Source organism: Cryobacterium sp. PH29-G1 (assembly GCF_030063365.1).
In the GTDB taxonomy this organism is placed as follows: domain Bacteria; phylum Actinomycetota; class Actinomycetes; order Actinomycetales; family Microbacteriaceae; genus Cryobacterium.
Genome location: NZ_JASISY010000011.1, coordinates 50595 through 69000, shown reverse-complemented (window position 1 = coordinate 69000; position 18406 = coordinate 50595). Strand labels below are relative to the sequence as shown.

At 66.3% G+C, this 18406-nt stretch carries 16 protein-coding genes and 1 pseudogene; 4 read left to right on the top strand and 13 right to left on the bottom strand.

Features of this window, described 5'->3' with window-relative positions; translation table 11 throughout:
- Positions 1-15 precede the first annotated feature (15 nt).
- Together QMK22_RS13490 and QMK22_RS13485 are read right to left on the bottom strand one after the other, a co-directional pair.
- On the bottom strand, positions 16-867 hold the full coding sequence (locus QMK22_RS13490) for an SDR family oxidoreductase (protein WP_283498168.1): 852 nt from the start codon (positions 865-867) through the stop codon (positions 16-18).
- Between the two features lie 111 nt (positions 868-978).
- Entirely contained in the window at positions 979-1341 is a 363-nt protein-coding gene (locus QMK22_RS13485) for a winged helix-turn-helix transcriptional regulator (RefSeq protein ID WP_283498167.1), read from the bottom strand.
- Positions 1342-1411: 70 nt separating this feature from the next.
- Here QMK22_RS13485 and QMK22_RS13480 point away from each other — a divergent pair, with 70 nt between their 5' ends.
- On the top strand, positions 1412-2440 hold the full coding sequence (locus QMK22_RS13480) for a zinc-binding alcohol dehydrogenase family protein (RefSeq protein ID WP_283498166.1): 1029 nt from the start codon (positions 1412-1414) through the stop codon (positions 2438-2440).
- 27 nt (positions 2441-2467) lie between these two features.
- On the opposite strand, the gene QMK22_RS13475 is transcribed toward QMK22_RS13480, so the two are convergent.
- The 6 genes from QMK22_RS13475 to QMK22_RS13450 are packed head-to-tail and all read right to left on the bottom strand — an operon-like array spanning position 2468 to position 9428.
- A complete protein-coding gene (locus QMK22_RS13475; RefSeq protein WP_283498165.1) occupies positions 2468-3724 on the bottom strand; it encodes a zinc-binding dehydrogenase in 1257 nt (418 codons plus the stop codon).
- A 2-nt stretch (positions 3725-3726) separates the two neighbouring features.
- Positions 3727-4491: a phosphonatase-like hydrolase gene (locus QMK22_RS13470; protein ID WP_283498164.1), complete on the bottom strand. Its 765-nt coding sequence runs from the start codon at positions 4489-4491 to the stop codon at positions 3727-3729.
- On the bottom strand, positions 4488-5687 hold the full coding sequence (locus QMK22_RS13465; RefSeq protein ID WP_283498163.1) for a TIGR03364 family FAD-dependent oxidoreductase: 1200 nt from the start codon (positions 5685-5687) through the stop codon (positions 4488-4490). Before QMK22_RS13465 ends, QMK22_RS13470 begins: the two co-directional genes overlap by 4 nt.
- On the bottom strand, positions 5684-7393 hold the full coding sequence (locus QMK22_RS13460) for a PhnE/PtxC family ABC transporter permease (protein ID WP_283498162.1): 1710 nt from the start codon (positions 7391-7393) through the stop codon (positions 5684-5686). Before QMK22_RS13460 ends, QMK22_RS13465 begins: the two co-directional genes overlap by 4 nt.
- A complete protein-coding gene (gene phnC / locus QMK22_RS13455; protein ID WP_283498161.1) occupies positions 7390-8367 on the bottom strand; it encodes a phosphonate ABC transporter ATP-binding protein in 978 nt (325 codons plus the stop codon). The genes QMK22_RS13460 and phnC overlap by 4 nt, the downstream gene beginning before the upstream one ends.
- A 47-nt stretch (positions 8368-8414) precedes the next feature.
- Positions 8415-9428, bottom strand: a complete 1014-nt coding sequence (locus QMK22_RS13450; protein ID WP_283498160.1) for a phosphate/phosphite/phosphonate ABC transporter substrate-binding protein — start codon at positions 9426-9428, stop codon at positions 8415-8417.
- A 229-nt stretch (positions 9429-9657) separates the two neighbouring features.
- Here QMK22_RS13450 and QMK22_RS13445 point away from each other — a divergent pair, with 229 nt between their 5' ends.
- The 3 genes from QMK22_RS13445 to QMK22_RS13435 all read left to right on the top strand — a co-directional run bounded on the left by QMK22_RS13445 (position 9658) and on the right by QMK22_RS13435 (position 15000).
- Positions 9658-11247 carry an AMP-binding protein gene (locus QMK22_RS13445; RefSeq protein WP_283498159.1) on the top strand — a complete coding sequence of 530 codons (1590 nt, stop codon included), beginning with the start codon at positions 9658-9660 and terminating at the stop codon, positions 11245-11247.
- Between the two features lie 340 nt (positions 11248-11587).
- The gene (gene purL / locus QMK22_RS13440; RefSeq protein ID WP_283498158.1) at positions 11588-13894 is read left to right on the top strand and encodes a phosphoribosylformylglycinamidine synthase subunit PurL; all 2307 of its coding nucleotides are present in this window, start codon (positions 11588-11590) and stop codon (positions 13892-13894) included.
- Between the two features lie 134 nt (positions 13895-14028).
- The gene (locus QMK22_RS13435; RefSeq protein ID WP_283498157.1) at positions 14029-15000 is read left to right on the top strand and encodes a putative endonuclease domain-containing protein; all 972 of its coding nucleotides are present in this window, start codon (positions 14029-14031) and stop codon (positions 14998-15000) included.
- Between the two features lie 56 nt (positions 15001-15056).
- Here QMK22_RS13435 and QMK22_RS13430 read toward each other — a convergent pair whose 3' ends face one another.
- The 5 genes and pseudogenes from QMK22_RS13430 to QMK22_RS13410 all read right to left on the bottom strand — a co-directional run bounded on the left by QMK22_RS13430 (position 15057) and on the right by QMK22_RS13410 (position 18400).
- Entirely contained in the window at positions 15057-15437 is a 381-nt protein-coding gene (locus tag QMK22_RS13430; protein ID WP_283498156.1) for an SDR family NAD(P)-dependent oxidoreductase, read from the bottom strand.
- Between the two features lie 18 nt (positions 15438-15455).
- A complete protein-coding gene (locus QMK22_RS13425; protein ID WP_283498155.1) occupies positions 15456-15989 on the bottom strand; it encodes an SDR family NAD(P)-dependent oxidoreductase in 534 nt (177 codons plus the stop codon).
- A 160-nt stretch (positions 15990-16149) separates the two neighbouring features.
- Positions 16150-16473, bottom strand: a pseudogene (locus QMK22_RS13420) (chorismate mutase); the annotation flags it as partial.
- Between the two features lie 45 nt (positions 16474-16518).
- A complete protein-coding gene (locus tag QMK22_RS13415) occupies positions 16519-17478 on the bottom strand; it encodes a DMT family transporter (RefSeq protein ID WP_502857694.1) in 960 nt (319 codons plus the stop codon).
- 145 nt (positions 17479-17623) lie between these two features.
- A complete protein-coding gene (locus tag QMK22_RS13410; RefSeq protein ID WP_283498153.1) occupies positions 17624-18400 on the bottom strand; it encodes a GNAT family N-acetyltransferase in 777 nt (258 codons plus the stop codon).
- Positions 18401-18406 lie beyond the last annotated feature (6 nt).

The window sequence follows — 18406 nt, the reverse complement described above, 5'->3', positions numbered from 1 at the left end:
GTTTGGGGCAGTGATTCAGCGCGGGTTCTGCGTGAGGAACGTCCCAAGCGACCGGGGAGCCGTTCCGGTGATCGTTTCGACGTCGCCGCTCACGCCGGACAGAACGTTGCTGGCGATGGCGGTGTAGGTGCTGACCCAGGCGTCGAGCTGCCAGTCCGGTACTCCGTAGCCGGCACGGGAGGCATAGGCCTCCTCGACCGTTTCGTTCTGGAACCGCACATTCGTGCCGCGGACCCGGGCGATGGTGGCGGCGATTTCGGCGACGGTGAGCGCTTCGGGGCCGGTGAGGTCGTAGGTGCGCGCGGCGTGCGGTGCCGGATCCGTGAGAATGACGGCGGCCGTGCGTGCGACGTCTGCGCGTGCGACGACCGCCAGGCGACCGTCGTCGGCGGGTCCCCGGATCACCCCGTCTTCTCCGACGAATGCTTCCATGAAGTCGATGTAGAAGTTGTAGCGCAGGAACGTCCATTGCATGCCCGAGGCCTTAATGTGTTCCTCCGTGAAGTAGTGGTCGTGCGACAGGGTGAAGATTGCGTCCGGCGCCGTGGCGATGAACGAGGTGTAAATAATGTGCTGCACGCCCGCAGCGGCCGCCGCGTCGACGAAGGTACGGTGGTCATCGAGGCGCTCCGCGCCTTCCGGGCCGGACACCATGAACAGGGTAACCACGCCGTCGAGCGCGACGCGAGAGGCCTCCAGATCGCCGTAGCTGAACTGGTGCACCGTGCCGAGCGCCAGCTCGGGCGCCTTGGTCGGCGTGCGCACGAGCAGTCGCTGGGCGATGCCGCGCTCGGCAAGATCGCGGGCGACCATTCCGCCGAGGACGCCGGTAGATCCGGTGACGGCGAGAGTGGGGAAGGTAGTCATAAGGGTGCCTTTGGGTGCTTCATGGGGTTTTCTTTACTTCATGGGGTTTTCGGTACTTCACGGCGTCACCAGCTGACGCGATCGCAAATCCCGAGCGCATCGACCGGCGAACTAGGTGATTCCGGTGTTGGCCTCGACCCAGTCGCGGAGGTGAGCCAGGGGTGCATTCGCGCTTTGACCGAGCGGTGTCAGGGAATACTCGACGTGCAACGGCACGGCCGGGAACACGGTGCGGTCGACCATTCCATGGTCCTCCAGCTTGCGCAGAGTCTGCGAGAGCACCTTAGGACTGATGCCTTCGAGCTTCTTTCGCACCACCCCGAACCTCATCGGCCCATTCTCGAGGGCTCCGATGGCAAGAGCGGCCCACTTGCTCGCCAGCAGGTCCAGCATCTCCCGGCACTGGCAATTGGCGGCGTAGACATTATTCGGATAGGCGTTCGGGACGACTGGCTCCGCGCTGGCGATCATCATGACTCTATAGTATCCAAAAGATACTAAGGGCCCTTGACGGTAACTAGTATCGATGAGTCATGGTTGAACCATGATTGAAAACATGAAGGCGATTGCCTATACGAAGAACGCTCCGGTATCCGAGCCGACGAGCCAGGAAGACGTTACGCTGCCGCTGCCGCAGATCGGCGCCCGCGATCTGCTGGTCGAGGTAAAAGCGGTATCGGTCAACCCGGCTGACGCGAAGATGCGCGCGAACGTCGACCCCGAGGGCGCGTCGAAAGTGCTCGGCTATGACGCCGCCGGAATCGTGCACGCCGTCGGCGGCGAGGTCACGCTGTTCAACGTCGGCGACAAGGTCTACTACGCCGGTGACGTTACCCGCCAGGGAACGAACTCCGAGTTCCACGCCGTTGACGAACGTATCGTCGGCACGATGCCGACATCGCTGGACTTTGCGCAGGCTGCAGCCCTTCCGTTGACATCCATCACCGCCTGGGAAGGCCTGTTCGACCGGTTCGGCCTGCACGCGGAGAGCACGGGAACGCTGCTCATGATCGGCGGGGCCGGCGGCGTCGGCTCCATGGTGATCCAGCTCGCCAAGGCCCTCGCGCCCGGCGTGCGGGTCATTGCCTCCGCGACCCGCCCGGAAAGCCGCGAGTGGGTTCTCGGCCTCGGCGCCGATGGCACCGTTCGGCACGGGGAGCACCTCCGGGAGGACGTATTGAAGGTGGCCCCGGAAGGTGTCAACTACATTTTCAGCACCAACTCGGAAGGCCAGCTCACGGCCTACGTCGAGATCCTCCAGCCATTCGGCAAGATCGTCGCGATCGACGATCCGACCGAAATGGACGTGTTGGCACTGAAGACCAAGAGCCTCTCCTGGCACTGGGAATTCATGTTCACCCGGTCAATGTTCCAGACCCCGGACATGATCGAACAGCATCACCTTCTGGATCGCGTCGCCGCCCTCGTTGATGCCGGCACCGTGCGCACCACACTCACGACGACGCTGGCCCCGATCTCCGCGGAGAACCTCCGCGCGGCCCATGCCCTGGTCGAGTCCGGTCGAACCCTCGGCAAGGTCGTCGTCGCGGCAGAGCCGTCCGTCGCAAGCTAGCTTGACCGGCGGAGCGAATCGTGAGCGTCAGCCGAGCGTCGCGGGCGGCTGTGGCGTGATTCCGACGCGGGGATGACGGCCGGTGGCCGCCGATGAGAGGGCGGCATCCGCCCGCTCGAGGGCAAAGGTGGCACCGACGAGGGCCGAAAACGGATGCCGGTGCCAGGCTCCGCTGAGATAGGTCACCGCCTGCTGCAGATCTCCCGGCGTGTAGTTGTGCACACCGCGCAGCGTGACCATGCGGCGCACGATCGATTCCGGGTCGAGTAATACTGGTTCCCCGGGCGAGACGGTGCCGACCAGTACGACCACGCCGCCGACGCCGATCAGGTCGATAGCACTCTGCACGGCCGGTCGGGCACCGCTCAGTTCGAGCGCGATGGTCGGTTCGGCCGCACCGGCATCCTGCAGCGCGGCGAGTACGCTCGTGATTTCGGTCGCGGACTCGCACAGCGCGCCCGGATCTGCCACGGCGGCGGCCCCGAAGTCGAGCGCCAGCTGCCTCCGGCCCTCATCTGGATCGCTGACAACCACGAGAGCGCCGGCATCCGTCGCCATCGCGCAGGCCGTCACGCCGAGCATCCCGGCCCCGGTCACCAGCATCGTCGCTCCGGCCAGTGGCACGAGAACGGATGCCGCACCGAGCGCCGCCACGACCGTCGCGGTCGCGCAGGAAGCCGGCGCCAGAACCGACGCTGGAACCTGTTCGTCCACCACGACGATCGCCGTACCGGCCCGCACCTGCACGTGCGTGGCGAAACCGCCGCTGAGGTCCCAGCCCCTCCGCATCCGCTCATGCCCGTATTTGGCCAGACCGAGGCATTTCTGCGGCAGCCCGCGGCGGCAGCGCGGGCAGGTTCCGCAACTCACGATGACCGACCAGACCACCCGCTGCCCCACCCGCAGAGGCATTCCATTTGCGGCATACGCTTGCTCCCCCACGGCGACGATGCGGCCGACCTGCTCGTGGCCGAGCACGAGCGGCTTCGCGCTCGGGCGCCGGCCGAGCGCCGTGTGCACGTCGGAACCGCAGACGGTCGCCAGCTCAACCTCGACCAACACGTCACCGGGCTCGAGCAGCACCCCCGGCACCGCCACACGCTCCAACGGCAGGTCGACCCCCGACCACACCATGGCCTCCGCGGTGCGCGGCAGGACGACCGACAAGCCGCGCCGGCTGGCGCTGGCCGGGAGCGCGGCCGTCGGTAAGTGTGCTGACGGCTGCAGTGCTGACGGCTGCAGTGCTGACGACTGCAGTGCGGTGTGGTGAGCGTGTTCCGGCATGGTTACTCGATCTCATCCTCACGCAGGCCGAGCAGTTCGGCCAGATCCGCGACGCTGGCGATGACGACGTCAGCGCCGGCCTCTTCGAGCCTGTCGCTGTCGTGCGTGCCGGTTAGCACGCCGACGACCAGGCCCGCGCCCGCACTCGTTCCGGAGAGCATGTCACTCGCGGTATCACCGACGACGACCATGGCTGTCACGCTGGACGCCCCGGTGCGCAACAGGGCGCTGAGCGGCAGGTCCGGGTACGGGCGGCCACGACCAGCTTCGGCCGGGCAGAGGCTGACGTCGATGAGGTCGCTCCAGCCGAGCGCGTCGATGAGCGTGTCCTGGGTCGCGCGGGAGAACCCGGTGACCAGCGCGACCTTCACTCCGGCGTCATGGAGTTCCTGAAACAGGTCGGCCGCACCGGCAATCGCCGTCACCCCGACCTGTCCGATGAGCTCCGCATAGGCAGACTCGAACGCTGCGGTGGCAGCCACGGCCGCTTCTTCGGAGTCGGTGAGCTCACGAAATACGTCGAGTTTGGACTGCCCCATGGTTTCGCGCACAAAGGCGACGGCGTCGGCCAGCTCGGCGGCGGTGTCGGCCAGTCCGCTACGCTCGGCGGCGAGCACGAACGCGCGCTCGACCAGTCCGTCGTCGCTCACCGTGGTGCCGGCCATGTCGAACACGACGAGCTCCACGTCGACATCTTCGGTGTCGAAATCGTCGAGTTCCAGGTCAAGGTCAAGGGCGAGATCGGTGGGGAGGGGTGTGGTGCTCATCGGGTTCCTTTCAGGGAGGGGAGGGAAGAGTCGAAGATGCTGGCGGTAACGTGTTCGGCAAGGCCCAGACCGGTTGTCATGCCGATTCCGGTGGTTGCGGCGACGAGGTACACGCCCGGTTCGGGTTGGTCGATGAGAAAGTCGCTTCTCCCCGACGCGTAGAGGCCCTGCCATCGTTCCAGTACGCGCGGACGGGGCACACCGAACAGTTCGCCGGTGAGTCGCAGCAGTTCGTCGAATGCATGCTCATTCTGGAATGGAGAGACGGATGCCCCGCGATAGTGGGTGTCCCCCACGATCAGGGAACCGTCGGGCAACTGGGTGTACATCTGGTTGAGGTCTAGTTCGGCCAGAACTGGATGCTCCCGCCGCAGCCGCTCAGCCAGACCGGTTGCGCTGGCCAGCGACGCAAAAGCGCCGTAGCGCAGCAGCGACCAACCGGTGAGGACGGGCGCGGGTAGCGGCGCGTCGAGGCCCGCATCCACGCGCAGCATGTCGAGCGCGCACCGACGAATACCGTCGCGTTCGGCGACCTCGGGGTAGAGCTGGTCGATATCGTGATTGACCGCCACAATGACCGTTGCGGTGTCGATGTTTCCACGGGTGGTCATGACCCGACCGGATCGCGCCCCAGTCACGGCGGTGCGATAGCGAAACTCGACACCGCGCCGGGCCAGTAGTGCGGCCAGTCCGGCACCGGCCTGGCGGGGATTGACCTGCAGGTCCCACGGCAGAACGGCTCCGCCCCGCGCCGTGCCGGGGGACAGCGGCAGGCGCGTCTCAACCTCGGTGGCGCTGAGCAGCGAAATTTCGGGCCGCGCGGCCTGGTTCCCCGCACCGGGATCAGAAACCGGGTCGATATCGAATAGCGAGTCGCTCCCCCGCTGCGCCGCAAGTTCGTGCAGCACCGCGAGTTCATCATCATGCCGAGCGACGACCAACGTGCCGCAGTCGCGCAGCCAGATTCCGGCATCCGCAGCCAGCTTCAGCCAGAGCGGTCGCGACCGCAGGGCGAATTCACGGGCCAGGCCGCTTTGCGCGGAAAAACAGAGGTGCCCGAAATTGCGCACTGAGGCCCCGCCGATGGCGGCAGCGCGGTCCACGACGACAACGGACAGGCCGCGCTCGGTGGCGGCGAGCGCGTGCCCGAGGCCCACGATGCCGCTGCCGACGACCACCAGGTCCACCCCGGTCACCGAAACACCCGGCGCATCCACATGGCGAGGGCTTCCACGACGACGACCGTGACGAGAATCATCAGCACGATGGTTGTGACCAGGTCGTAGCGTGATCCCTGCCCGGCGTTCAACAGGTAGTAACCGACCCCGCCACCGCCGACGAGACCGAGAATGGTGGCGGCCCGAATGTTGGTGTCGAGCATGTAGAAACTGTGGCCGAGGAGCGCCTTCATGCCCTGGGGCACGGTCGCTCCGGCGTAGACCTGCAGGCGGGTGGCCCCAGCAGCCGTGAGTGCGTGTTCCGGCCCGGCGGGCACCTCTTCGAGCGAGTCAGCCAGCAGCTTGCCCAGCAGCCCCACTCCGCCGATGGCGAGGGCGATCGTGCCGGCTTGGGCGCCGAGGCCGGTGACGACGATGAGCACGATGGCGAGGATGATCTCGGGAATTCCGCGAATCGTCACCAGGATGAGCCGAAATGCGGCGCGCACTCGCGGTGTCGGTGCCACGTTGCGGGCGGCGAGCGAGCCGATCACGATCGAGGCGAACACCGTGAGAATCGTCGCGGCCAGTGCGATCGCGATGGTTTCCGCCATTGCCGCGACCATCACCGTGGCGTCGTAGGCGCCGAAGCTCGGTGGCCAGAATTTGGCGGCGGTGTCGGGCAGGTATGACCAGACGGTGAGAAAGTCTCCCCACTGAATGTCGCAGATCCAGACGCTGCCCACGACGACGAGCAGGGCGAGTCCGCCCCACACGGCATTCCGCACCCGAGAGTAGTCCAACGGGCGGCGCAGCCGAGCGGCCGGGACATCCGCTGTACGGCGGCGACCGGTCACGCCGAAACGGCGCAGCATTCGGTCGCCGAGGCCACGGCGGGTCGGAGCGAGGCCGAGCATCACAGTACGCACGGCGCTGGATACGATCTCCATCACCACGCACAGCGCAAAAATCACCAGGGCGATACCGAGCCCGAGCGAGTAATTGAGCGACTTGAACGCATAGGACATTTCGAGCCCGAGCCCGGCGACGCCGACGTAGCCGAGAATGACCGAGCCGCGCAGGTTGATGTCGTTGCGATGCAGTACGGTCGCGACCCAGGACGGCAGCACCTGGGGCAGCACGCCCGAGAAGAACTCTTGCGAGCGACTACCACCGGCGGCGCGGATGGCCAATCGCGGTCCCTCGTCGATCTGCTCGATTGCATCGGCGAACATTTTGCTGATCATGCCGATCGAGTGGATGCCGATGGCCAGGATGCCCGGCAGGGTGCCGAGCGAGAACATCAGCACGAACACCATGGCGAGCACCACGTCGGGAACCGCCCGCGTCAGCACGCCGAGAAAACGGGCGAAGGCCATCCAGCCGCGGCCGGGCGAGGTATTCGCGGCCGCGAGCCAGGCCAGAGGCACCGAGAACACCGCGGCGAACAGGGTGCCGAGCAGCACGAGTCCCACGGTGAGCGCGGTCAGATAGAGCAGCTCCGGCAGCGGCGGAAAGCTGAGGCCCCCGACCCGGTCAAAGAAGCGGGCGGCGTTTGACCAACTCGCCGCCATTTGCGGCAGCGAGATATCCACACTGATCAGCGCCAGAACGGATGCCACCACGAGCGCCACAAGGGTCAGTCCGGCGGCGATTTTCTCGGGTTGGGCGCGCGGTTTCGGGGGCTGCGTCGGAGCTGTCGCGGCTTCCGATGCGGCCGTCGGGCGCTCGAGCGTCAGGGTCATCGGCGGTTCTCCCGCGCCAGGCTGAAGGTCGCCAGGTCCAGTTCGTCGAGTTCGTCGAGTTCGTCGAGTTCATCGGGCTCGTCCTGCTCCTCCTGCTCCTCCTGCTCCTCCTGCTCCTCCTGCTCCTCCTGCTCCTCCGGCCGGCCGTTCTCCAGTTGGCCAGCGTTCTCCAGTTGGCCAGCTTGCGCGAACGGCGTAACCAGTTCGGTGTCGATCGCATCGAGTTCGCCGGTCGAGGTTGTGACGCGGCCGTAGATCTCCATCACGTTTTGCTTCGATAGCCCCTGGGTTTCGGTGTCGAGTACCACCTGCCCGTGGCGCAGCCCAACGATGCGATCGCCCCAGGACAGTGCCAGGTCCACCTGGTGCAGGCTACAGACCACGGTGAGGCCGGTGTCGACGGCGATGTCTCGGATGAGCGCCATGATTTGGGCACTGGATTCCGGGTCGAGCGAGGCCACCGGCTCGTCGGCGAGCAGGATGCGCGGATTCTGCATGAGCGCCCGGGCGATGCCCACACGCTGCTGCTGCCCGCCGGAGAGGGTATCGGCGCGCTGGTAGCTGTGGGCGAGCAGGCCGACCCGGTCGAGATGGCCGAGCGCGTCCTCCTTCAGTTCGCGGCGGTATCCCCAGAGGCCGAGGCGCGGCCCGCGCACCCGAGACAAGGCGCCGGTCAGCACGTTTTCGAGCACGGTCAGCGAACCGACCAGCTCGAACTGCTGAAAGACGAAGCCGACCTGCCCGCGCAGCGCACGCAGGGGGCGTCCGGTGAGGCGTGATACCGCGCTGCCGAGCACGGTCACCGATCCGGAGTCGGGTCGGTCCAGACCATCCAGGTGTCGCAGCAGCGTCGATTTGCCCGAACCGGACAGTCCGAGCAAGACCACGATTTCACCTCGGGCCACCGTGAGCGACACGTCATTCAGGGCTGTGGTCTGCCCGAAAGTTTTCGTCACACCGCGCACGTCGATCACCGGTTCCGCCGCGCGGGCGGAACCGGTGGGTACACCAGGACGCTGTGTCAGCCCTGGCACTGGGCAGCCGAGGTCTTCACGCAAATGTCGCGGATGGTGTCGTAGTAGGCGTCATCGACCGGCTCAGTCGCGTAGAAGGTGTCACGAAAGGCCGTGGTGTCGGCGCTGGCCACACCGGAGGCGATGATGTCATTGATGGTGACCTCACCCAGCGCCTGCGTGAGCTGGGACTTGAGCTCGTCGGGCAGCGTGTCGGAGACAACGATCGGGGCACCGGGAACCATGGTCTCGGCGATGACCTTGACCTTGTCGCTCTTGGCGACCTCACTGTCTTCGGCGAAGCCAACCTCGCATTCCTTGCCCTCGCCGATCTTCTGTACGCTCACGTCGTGTTTTCCGGCGAACACCGGGGTGACGTCCGCAACCGGGTCGACGCCCGCTTCGAGCAGGTTGTACGACGGAAACAGATAGCCGCTCGTCGATGACGGGTCTACGAAACAGACCTTCTTGCCGGCGAATTCCTCCAGGGAGCTGATGGTGCTGTCGGCCGGCACGATCGCCTGCGAATAGTATCCGGGTGCCTCACCTTCTTCGGTCACAATCGACGAGATCGGGGTGATGGCCGCGCCGTTGTTGGTCGCGGTGATGTAGGTGAAGCCGGAGAAGGATGCGACATCGATTTTGCCGGCGATGGCGGCTTCGATCAGGGCAGCGTAGTCGGTGGACTCGTGATATTCCACGGTCTTGCCGGTCTCCTGCTCGATGTAGTCCATCAGCGGCTGGTAGTTGGTCTGGGTGTCGACGGAGTCGGGAACCACGCCGAAGACCAGGGTGTTCTCGTCGGCCGCGTAGCCCACACCGGTCGTGTCGTTGCCCGACGCATCGGCCGTGGCTGCGGAGCAGGAGGCGAGGCTCAGGGTGAGCAGTACGGCGGCACCGGCAGCGAGCGCCGTCTTGGCGGCGAGGGCCGTGCTGCGTGACGAGGTGCCGCGTGCGGAGGCGGAGCGTGAAGAAGCGGAGTGTGCAGAAGCGGAGTGTGCAGAAGCGGAGCGGAGTGCCACGAGAAACCTTCCAGAGTCGGGTGCTTTATGTTCAGCCACGCTAGGGAAACCACGCCAACAACGAAGGCGACCACGGTAACCGGCGGGTGAACGGCCGGTGACGACTGCTGTCGCGGCTGGTGAAACGGCTGCCGAAACAGCCGAGTCCCGACTGGCATCGGATGCACAGTTTCGCCGCAGCGGCGCGGGGTAGCGTGTGCAGGCGCCACCCGATCAAAGGAGATCCCCCGTGTTCACGAGCCCCTACGCTCCCGTTGAAATTCCCGAACTGAGCATTTTCGACTATCTGTTCGGCGACCTCAGCGAGGCCGACCTCGACCGCACCGCCGTCATCGACGGGTCCAGTGGCGCGGCGCTGAGCTATCGCAGCCTGGTCGATCAGATCAACCGGGTGGCGGGCGCCCTGGCCGAGCGTGGCGTCGGCCCTGGTACGGTCGTCGGGTTGCTCTGCCCGAACACCCCGGAGTTCACGGCGGTCTTCCACGGCATTCTGCGGGCGGGCGCGACGGTCACCACCATCAATTCGATGTACACCCCCGACGATGTGCAACGCCAACTCGCCGATTCCGGAGCGACCTGGCTCGTGACCGTCTCACCGCTGCTCGACGGAGCCCGGGCGGCCGCACACGCATCCGGAATCTCGAACGAGTGCATCGTGGTCATTGATGGTGCACCGGGGCATCCGTCGCTGGCTGATTTGCTCGAAGCGGATGTCCAAGCCCCGGTCGTGAGCATCGACCCGGCCACGCACGTGGCCGTTCTCCCCTATTCGTCGGGCACGACCGCGGCGCCCAAGGGCGTCATGCTCAGCCACCGCAACCTCGTGGCGAACGTGCAGCAGGCCCGCGACCTGATCGGGGTCGTACCCGAGGACAAGGTGCTCGCGCTGCTGCCGTTTTACCACATCTACGGAATGACGGTTCTGCTCAACCTGGCGTTCAAACAGCGTGCTGCCCTGGTCACCATGGCCCGGTTCGATTTCGTCGAGTTTCTGCGCATGATCCAGGATCACCGCTGCAGCTACGTCTTCATCGCGCCGCCGATTGCGGTGGCCGTAGCGAAGCATCCGCTCGTCGATAGCTACGATCTGTCGAGTGTGCACACGATTCTCTCCGGGGCGGCGCCGCTGGACGGCGCCCTCGCCACTACCGTGGCCACCCGGCTGGACTGCCGTATTCTGCAGGGCTACGGCATGACCGAGGTCAGCCCGGTGAGTCACCTTATCCCCATCGACGCTCCGCACCTCTCGCGTGCGTCGGTCGGCGTGACCGTGCCGAACATGGACTGCAAGCTCGTCTCGACCGAAACCGGTGCGGAGATCGAAATACCCGACAGCGGGGTGAGTGAACCCGGCGAGTTGCTCGTGCGCGGCCCGAACGTGATGCTCGGCTACCTCAACAACGATGCCGCCACCCGGGAGACCATCGACGCCGACGGTTTTCTGCACACCGGCGATATCGCCACGGTCAGCGCCGGCGGCGAGGTGACCATTGTCGACCGCAGCAAGGAACTGATCAAGTACAAGGGCTACCAGATCGCGCCGGCCGAGCTCGAGGCGCTGCTGCTCACCCACCCCGAGATCGCGGATTCCGCGGTGATCGGGGTAGCGGATGCCGACGGCCAGGAGATTCCGAAGGCCTTCATCGTGGTCGTGGCCGAGTCTGCCGTCACGGCCGACGAGGTGATGGCTTTCATCACCGAGCGGGTGGCTCCGCACAAGAAGGTGCGAATGGTCGAGTTCATCGACGTGATTCCCAAGTCGGCGTCCGGCAAGATTCTGCGCAAGGACCTGCGCGCCAGGGAGCGTGCCGCCGTCTGACCGGTCTCGGCCCGCCCGCGCGCCTCGGCCGGCACCCCATTCACCCCCAGCCCGCACACCCTCAGCCACGCACAGTCACGCGCACCGGCTCTGCGCATAACTCCTGTAATTTCCGCAGACCGAGCCGCGCGGCCGCATGATTACGCGGCTGATCTTCAAGCCGGTCACGGATTGCAGGAGTTATGCGCGGGGCAGCGTCCGGCCGTCGCGGGTATTTCGCGGCCGCCGGGCTTTTCGAAAGCAGACCACCGAGTGGGTATTTCGCTGCCCGCGGTCGAGGGCGGGGCGACAGGTAGACTTGGTGGGTCAAGCATCCGCTATCTCGGGGAGAATTCCACACGTGACCGCTGTTTCCAACACCTCGTCCCGCGGCGTCGCCGACACCGTATCCAACGCCCTCGCCACGCCGGAGAAGGAGCAGCCCTACGGCGCGCTCGGGCTCAAGGCCGATGAATACGCGAAGATCCGCGAAATCCTCGGCCGCCGCCCCACGAGCGGCGAGCTCGCGATGTACTCGGTCATGTGGAGCGAGCACTGCTCCTACAAGAGCTCGAAAATGTACCTGCGCCAGTTCGGTGACAAGGTCACCCCGGCCATGAAGAAGAACCTCATGGTGGGCATGGGCGAGAACGCCGGCGTGCTCGATGTCGGTGAGGGCTGGGCGGTCACGTTCAAGATCGAGTCGCACAACCACCCCTCCTACATTGAGCCGTTCCAGGGCGCCGCCACCGGCGTCGGCGGCATCGTGCGCGACATCATCTCGATGGGTGCCCGCCCGGTCGCCGTCATGGACGCCCTGCGTTTCGGCGATATCAACGATCCCGACACCGCCCGCGTCGTGCACGGCGTCACGAGCGGCATCAGCTTCTACGGCAACTGCCTCGGTCTGCCCAACATCGGCGGCGAGACCTACTTTGACGCCGTATATCAGGGCAACCCGCTGGTCAACGCTCTCTCGGTCGGCGTGCTGCGTCACGAAGACCTGCACCTCGCCAACGCCCGCGGCGTCGGCAACCAGGTGGTCCTGTTCGGAGCCCGCACCGGCGGCGACGGCATCGGCGGGGCATCCATTCTGGCCTCGGACACGTTCAGCGCCGGCGGCCCCACCAAACGGCCCGCCGTGCAGGTCGGCGACCCGTTCGCCGAGAAGGTGCTCATCGAGTGCTGCCTCGAACTGTTTGCAGGCAAGCTCGTCGAGGGTATCCAGGACCTCGGTGCGGCCGGCATCAGCTGTGCGACCAGTGAACTCGCCTCCAACGGCGACGGTGGCATGTTCATCGAGCTCGAAAAGGTGCTGCTGCGCGACCCCACGCTCACCGCCGAAGAGATTCTGATGAGCGAGAGCCAAGAACGCATGATGGCGATCGTCACGCCGGAGAAGCTCGAGGGTTTTCTCGCCGTCACGAAGAAGTGGGATGTCGAGACCAGCGTGCTCGGCGAGGTCACCGACACCGGCCGGTTGATCATCAACTGGCACGGCGAAGAGATCGTCAACGTACTGCCGCGCACTGTCGCCGTCGACGGCCCGGTCTACGAGCGTCCGCTCGCCTACCCGACCTGGATCGACGCCCTGCAAGCCGACACGGCATCCGTTCTGCCGCGCGCCCTTGACGGCGCAACGCTGCACGAGCAGTTCCTCGATCTGCTCGGCTCACCGAACCTGGCCGACCCGAGCTGGATCACCGACCAGTATGACCACTACGTGCAGGGCAACACGGCACTGTCCTTTCCCGACGACGGCGGCATGATCCGCGTCGACGAAGAGAGCGGCCTCGGTTTCGCCATCGCCACCGACGCGAACGGTCGCTACTGCCAGCTCGACCCCTACCGCGGAGCGCAGTTGGCCCTGGCCGAGGCGTACCGCAACGTCGCCGCGACCGGTGCGGTACCGGCCGGCGTCAGCGACTGTCTCAACTTCGGCTCCCCCGAGAACCCCGAGGTCATGTGGCAGTTCCGTGAGGCCGTCACTGCCCTCGCCGACGGATGCCTCGAACTCGAGATCCCAGTCACCGGCGGCAACGTCTCCTTCTACAACCAGACCGGCGATCAGCCGATCCACCCGACCCCGGTCGTGGCCGTGCTCGGCGTGATCGATGACGTCGCCCGCCGCATCCCGAGCGGTTGGCAGGACGACGGACACAACATCTACCTGCTCGGCACGACCGCGCTGGAGCTGGACGGCTCGGCCTGGGCCGGCGTCGTGCACAACCACCTCGGCGGCCGCCCGCCGGTTGTGGATCTGGGTGAGGAGAAGGCCCTCGCCGGGCTGCTGCACGCCGCCTCGAAGGAAGCCCTCATCGACAGCGCGCACGACCTCAGCGAGGGCGGGCTCGCCCAGGCTCTCGCCGAAGCCGTCATGCGCTTCGGCGTGGGCGCGCGGGTCTGGCTGGGTGACATTCAGGATCGCGACGGGGTGGACGCATCCACTGCCCTGTTCTCGGAGTCGGCCGGTCGCGTCATCGTGAGCGTGCCCCGCGAAGACGACGTGAAGTTTCTCGGTTTGTGCGCCGGTCGGTACGTTCCGGTGCTGCGCATCGGTGTGACCGATGCCACCCTGAACGCCCTGGAAATTCAGGACGTCTTCGCTGCCCCCCTGCCGGAGATGCACTCGCGCCACCGCACCACCCTCCCCGCCGCCTTCGCCTAAAACTTCTCGCGAGAGCGGGAAAATGGTTGCTTCACGGTACCTGAGGCAACATTTTTTCCGCTCTCGCGAGAAGATTGCGGGGTGGTCTGTGGATAAGTGTCGGGGCGCCTCGGTTGTCGGGCATTCTCTGGGGTATGAAACGTGCCAGTGGGCTGCCACCGGAACTACAACGCCGAGCCTTTAGCACCCGCGAGGGTGCCGACTTCGGCTTGAGCCCCATGCGCATGCGCGGCGCGGACCTCGGGCATCCGTTCCCCGGCACGCGAGCGCCGCGCGGCGGTACCGAAAGCGTGCAGTCGCGCATCGAGACCTACAGCCATCGGATGCCGCCGGCCCACTATTTCAGTCACGTGACGGCAGCCATCATCCACGGTTTACCGCTGCCCTGGGCGCTGCAGCAGGCCACCGTGCTGCACATCTGCACGGACGAGGCGACTACCCGTCCGGAGCTGCGCGAGGTGATCGGGCACCACAGCGAACCCGGTCGCCTCACCGTGCTCGAGGTGCGGGGGCTGCGCGTAACCGGTGCGCTCGACACCTGGTGCCAGCTGTCCACAATGCTCGGACTCGACGACCTGATCCGGATCGGCGATGCGCTGGTGCGTCGACAGCATCCGTTTGCGGCGATGAGCGATCTGCTGGCTGCCGTGCGCCGCTACTCGGGGCACCGCGGCGTGAAGCTGCTGCGCGAGGCGCTGGTCTGGATTCGACCGGGCGTCGATTCTCCGCGCGAGACCGACTTGCGGCTGTTGATCATGCGGGCGGGCCTGCCCGAGCCCGAAGTCAACGCCGTCATCATGAGCCGTACCGGTGTGAAGCTCGCCACCGGCGACCTGGTTTACCGCCGCTATCGCATTCTGCTCGAGTACGACGGTGAACAGCACCGCACCGATGAGAATCAGTATCACTGGGATGTCGACCGCCTCGACAACCTCATGGAGGACACCTGGCGGGTGATCCGAATCAACAAGTCTCACTTGGCCACGCGCCCAGCGACCGTGATCCGCAAAGTGGAGACGGCGCTGCGTTCCCGCGGCTGGCGCCCCGCCTCCAGTCCCGCCTCAAGCCCCGCGAGAGCGGGAAATTTGTTGCTTCCCGGTAGCTGAAGCAACCATTTTCCCGCTCTCGCGGCCGGTTCTAGATGGGGAGGAAGGGGAGAGGGTTAGAGGAAGGGCTCGCCGATCAGGGTCTCGGCGCGCTCCCAGAGGCGGGCGGCCACGGCGCGGTCACGGGAGGTTCGGGTGGCTCTTTGCCGGGTGGGGGTGCCGCGGGTGAGCAGCCGCGGGCCGAAGTAGTCGCCGCCGTGGGCATCCGGGTCGGTCAGGGCCCGCACGGTCGGCCAGGCGCCTTGACGCTTGCTCTGTGCGCCCACCAGCAACTGCAGGCCGTCGACCACGCGTTTGCCCCGTGATACCTCATTGACCGAGCGGATGCCGGGGGTCAACCCTGAAATGGAATATCCCGGATGCGCCACAAGAGACTGCACCATGCCGGCGCCGTTCGCCCGCAGCCGCCGGTCCAGCTCAAACCCGAACACCTGCATGGCGATCTTCGACTGGGCTTAGGCCTTCCACCCGCCGTACGTGGTGGCCAGCTGAAGGTCGTCGAGGGAGGAGTCCATCAGCCGGGAAATCATGGATCCGAGCGACACCACCCGACTGCCGGGCGTGCGGCGCAGCGTCGGGAGACACCCCGCGGTCAGAGCGAAGTGCCCGAGAAAGTTCGTGGCGAAGACCAGCTCGTTGCCGTCGAGGCTCACTTCGCGGTCCTGCGGCGGGTGCACGATCCCGGCGTTGAGCACCAGACCGTCCAGACGCGGCATAGCGCGCACCGTCTCGCTCGCCTCGCGCACCGACTCCAGGTCAGCCACATCGAGCTGCAACGCAGAAACGGATGCCCCCGGCACGCGGGAGCGGATCGCCGCCGCCGCGGCATCCGCTTTGGCAGGGTTGCGGCAGGCGAGCACAACGTGGGCGCCCGCACCGGCGAGTTGCTCGCTCGTGAAGTAGCCGAGCCCGGCGTTGGCACCGGTGACAACAAAGGTTTTTCCGGATTGGTCGGGCAGCGAGCGGGGGTTCCACCGCGTTGAGGTCACCGAGAAAAAACTACGACGTCGGGCGGGGCGCGGTCGGCGGGTGCGGAACGGGGTGCGGCACCGGGTGTGGAACCGGGTGCGGCACCGGGTGCGGCACCGGGTCCGCCGCAGCGCCCGTCGACGTTCCCGCGGCGCCGGCAACCCGCGCGGCATCGACCGACTCGCCACCGCCGGCGATCTTTACGTGGTGGTGGATCACCTCGGCGATGATGAAGTTCAAGAATTTTTCAGCGAAGGCGGGGTCGAGGTGCGCTTCGCCGGCGAGGCCGCGCAACCGGTCGATCTGCAGAAGCTCACGCGCCGGATCGGCGGCCGGCAACCCGTGGGCCGCCTTGAGCCGCCCAACCTGCTGGGTGAATTTGAATCGCTCAGCGAGCAGGTGGATGAGCGCGGCGTCAATATTGTCGATGCTTTCGCGAATGCTGTGCAGCTGCGCAGTCGCATCCGCGTCAGCGGCGACGGGTGATTCCTCATATTCGGCCATGGTTTCACGATAATGCATGCCCGTGCGAACGGTTGCCCACCCGCGTCAGGCGGAAGCCCGCGCCCGCCGACTGCGTGCCCCGAACGCCGGCAGCGGCACTCGTTTCTGGGTGAGCAGAATTCCGATGAGCACGAGGACGGCGCCCGTGGGTTCATGCCAGGAGAACGTCTCGCTCAGCACGAGCACGCCCAGCAGCACGCCCACGACCGGCGTCACATAGGTCACCGTGGACGCATTCGTCGGCCCCCAGGCGCGCAGCACGTGGATGTTCCAGATGTACGCCACCCCGGTGCCGAGTGCGCCCAGAGCCAGCAGGCTCAGCACGATCGGGGTTGTCAACTGCACCGGAGACCAGGCCAGCACCGGTGTGAGCACCAGCATGATCGCCCCGGCAATGCCGATATTGAGAAAGGCGAACGTGCTACCGGCGATCGGCCGACCGCTCAGAAACCGGCGCGTGTAGCTGAAGGTGAAGCCGTAACACACAGCTGCGCCGAGGCAGGCCAGCTGCCCCCACAGGTCGCCGTTGAGCGAGGAATACTGCCAGGGGGCAATGATCACCACGACACCGCCGATGCCGAGCACGATGCCGGCGACCTGGGCGCGCACGAGCGTCTCCACCCGAAAAGCCAGGGTCGCCATGAGCGCCGTCATGATCGGCGTGACCGCGTTATAGATGCTGGCGAGGCTTGACGATACATACTGTTCGGCCCATGCGAACAGCAGGTGCGGAATCACACATCCGCTGATCGCGATCACCACAAAGTGCAGCCAGACCACGCCCTCTTTCGGCAGCACCGGGCCATTGTTGATGCGGGGACGGTTCACCATCACAATCAGCCCGAGAGTCAGGCCACCCAACACCAGCCGTGACCAGGCCACCTGACCAAAACTCACCCCGTCGAGTGCTACCTTCATGAAGAGAAAGCTGGAGCCCCAGATCAGCCCCATCCCCAGAAATTGCAGGGTGACGAGCGTCTGGCGGGTGGAGGGCGTTGAAGGCACGATCAGAGCCTATAGCCGGCCGTTCCGAGCGCACGCCCGGTGGAGCGCAGCGTCTGAAAAGCGCCGAAGAATGGCAGCGGATGCCGCGCGCTGGCTACTGCGCGGCGTTGGCTACTGCGAAGCGTCGGCTACTGCGAAGCGTCGGCTACTGCGAAGCGTCGGCTCCAGCATTATGCTCCCGATCGGTTCCGCTGCCGCTGCCGTCACCCCGCACACCACCACGCACGCCACCCCGGACGCCATCCCGCGGGCCGCTACCCAGGATGGTGCCGCTCGGGCCCGGTGGGCGCACGCTGCGGTAGGTGATGAATTTGCCCTCGAACGCGTCCAGTCGGGCCTGCAGCCCGGTGCGCACGGCCGGCCACTCGTCGGCGAGAATCGAATAGACGGCGCTGTCCCGCCAGGTGCCGTCGGCACGCGGGCGGTCGCGGCGCCGGATGCCCTCGAAGGTGGCACCGATGCCGAGGATGGCCGCGCGGGAGCGCTCGTTGGCGGCATCCGCTTGAATTTTGACCCGGCCGAAGCCGTTGTCGAAGGCGGTTCCGAGCACGAGCAGCTTGGAGTCGGCGTTGACGACGGTGCCCCAGACGCGCGGGTCGTACGCGGTCCAGCCGAGTTCTGCTGATTCGTTCTCTTCGTCAATGTCGCCGAGGGTGGTGGTGCCAACGACGTCACCGTCGTTGGGGCCGCCGAGAAGGCGCACGACGTAGGGCAGGCTTGCCCACTGGAAGTAGCCGTCAGCCCATCTGATGAAGCCGGCTTCGTCGCGGCGCAGCGCGGCCGGACCGCCCCCGTAGCCGCCCGCGAATACCTCGGGGTGAGCGATGGCGCGGTGGAGTTCGGGCAGCACGGCGCTACCCATCGGTTGCAGTTGCACAAACCGACCGGTCAGGGTCAGGGAATGGGGTCTCACGGCGCTCACCTGCTT

Excerpts from the sequence above, each read along its gene's own strand:
- QMK22_RS13470 (WP_283498164.1), bottom strand. The coding sequence starts at position 4,491 with ATGAGCACCACACCCCTCCCCACCGATCTCGCCCTTGACCTTGACCTG.
- QMK22_RS13490 (WP_283498168.1), bottom strand. The coding sequence starts at position 867 with ATGACTACCTTCCCCACTCTCGCCGTCACCGGATCTACCGGCGTCCTC.
- QMK22_RS13480 (WP_283498166.1), top strand. The coding sequence starts at position 1,412 with ATGATTGAAAACATGAAGGCGATTGCCTATACGAAGAACGCTCCGGTA.
- QMK22_RS13460 (WP_283498162.1), bottom strand. The coding sequence starts at position 7,393 with ATGACCCTGACGCTCGAGCGCCCGACGGCCGCATCGGAAGCCGCGACA.
- QMK22_RS13435 (WP_283498157.1), top strand. The coding sequence starts at position 14,029 with ATGAAACGTGCCAGTGGGCTGCCACCGGAACTACAACGCCGAGCCTTT.
- QMK22_RS13430 (WP_283498156.1), bottom strand. The coding sequence starts at position 15,437 with ATGCAGGTGTTCGGGTTTGAGCTGGACCGGCGGCTGCGGGCGAACGGC.
- QMK22_RS13485 (WP_283498167.1), bottom strand. The coding sequence starts at position 1,341 with ATGATGATCGCCAGCGCGGAGCCAGTCGTCCCGAACGCCTATCCGAAT.
- QMK22_RS13475 (WP_283498165.1), bottom strand. The coding sequence starts at position 3,724 with ATGCCGGAACACGCTCACCACACCGCACTGCAGTCGTCAGCACTGCAG.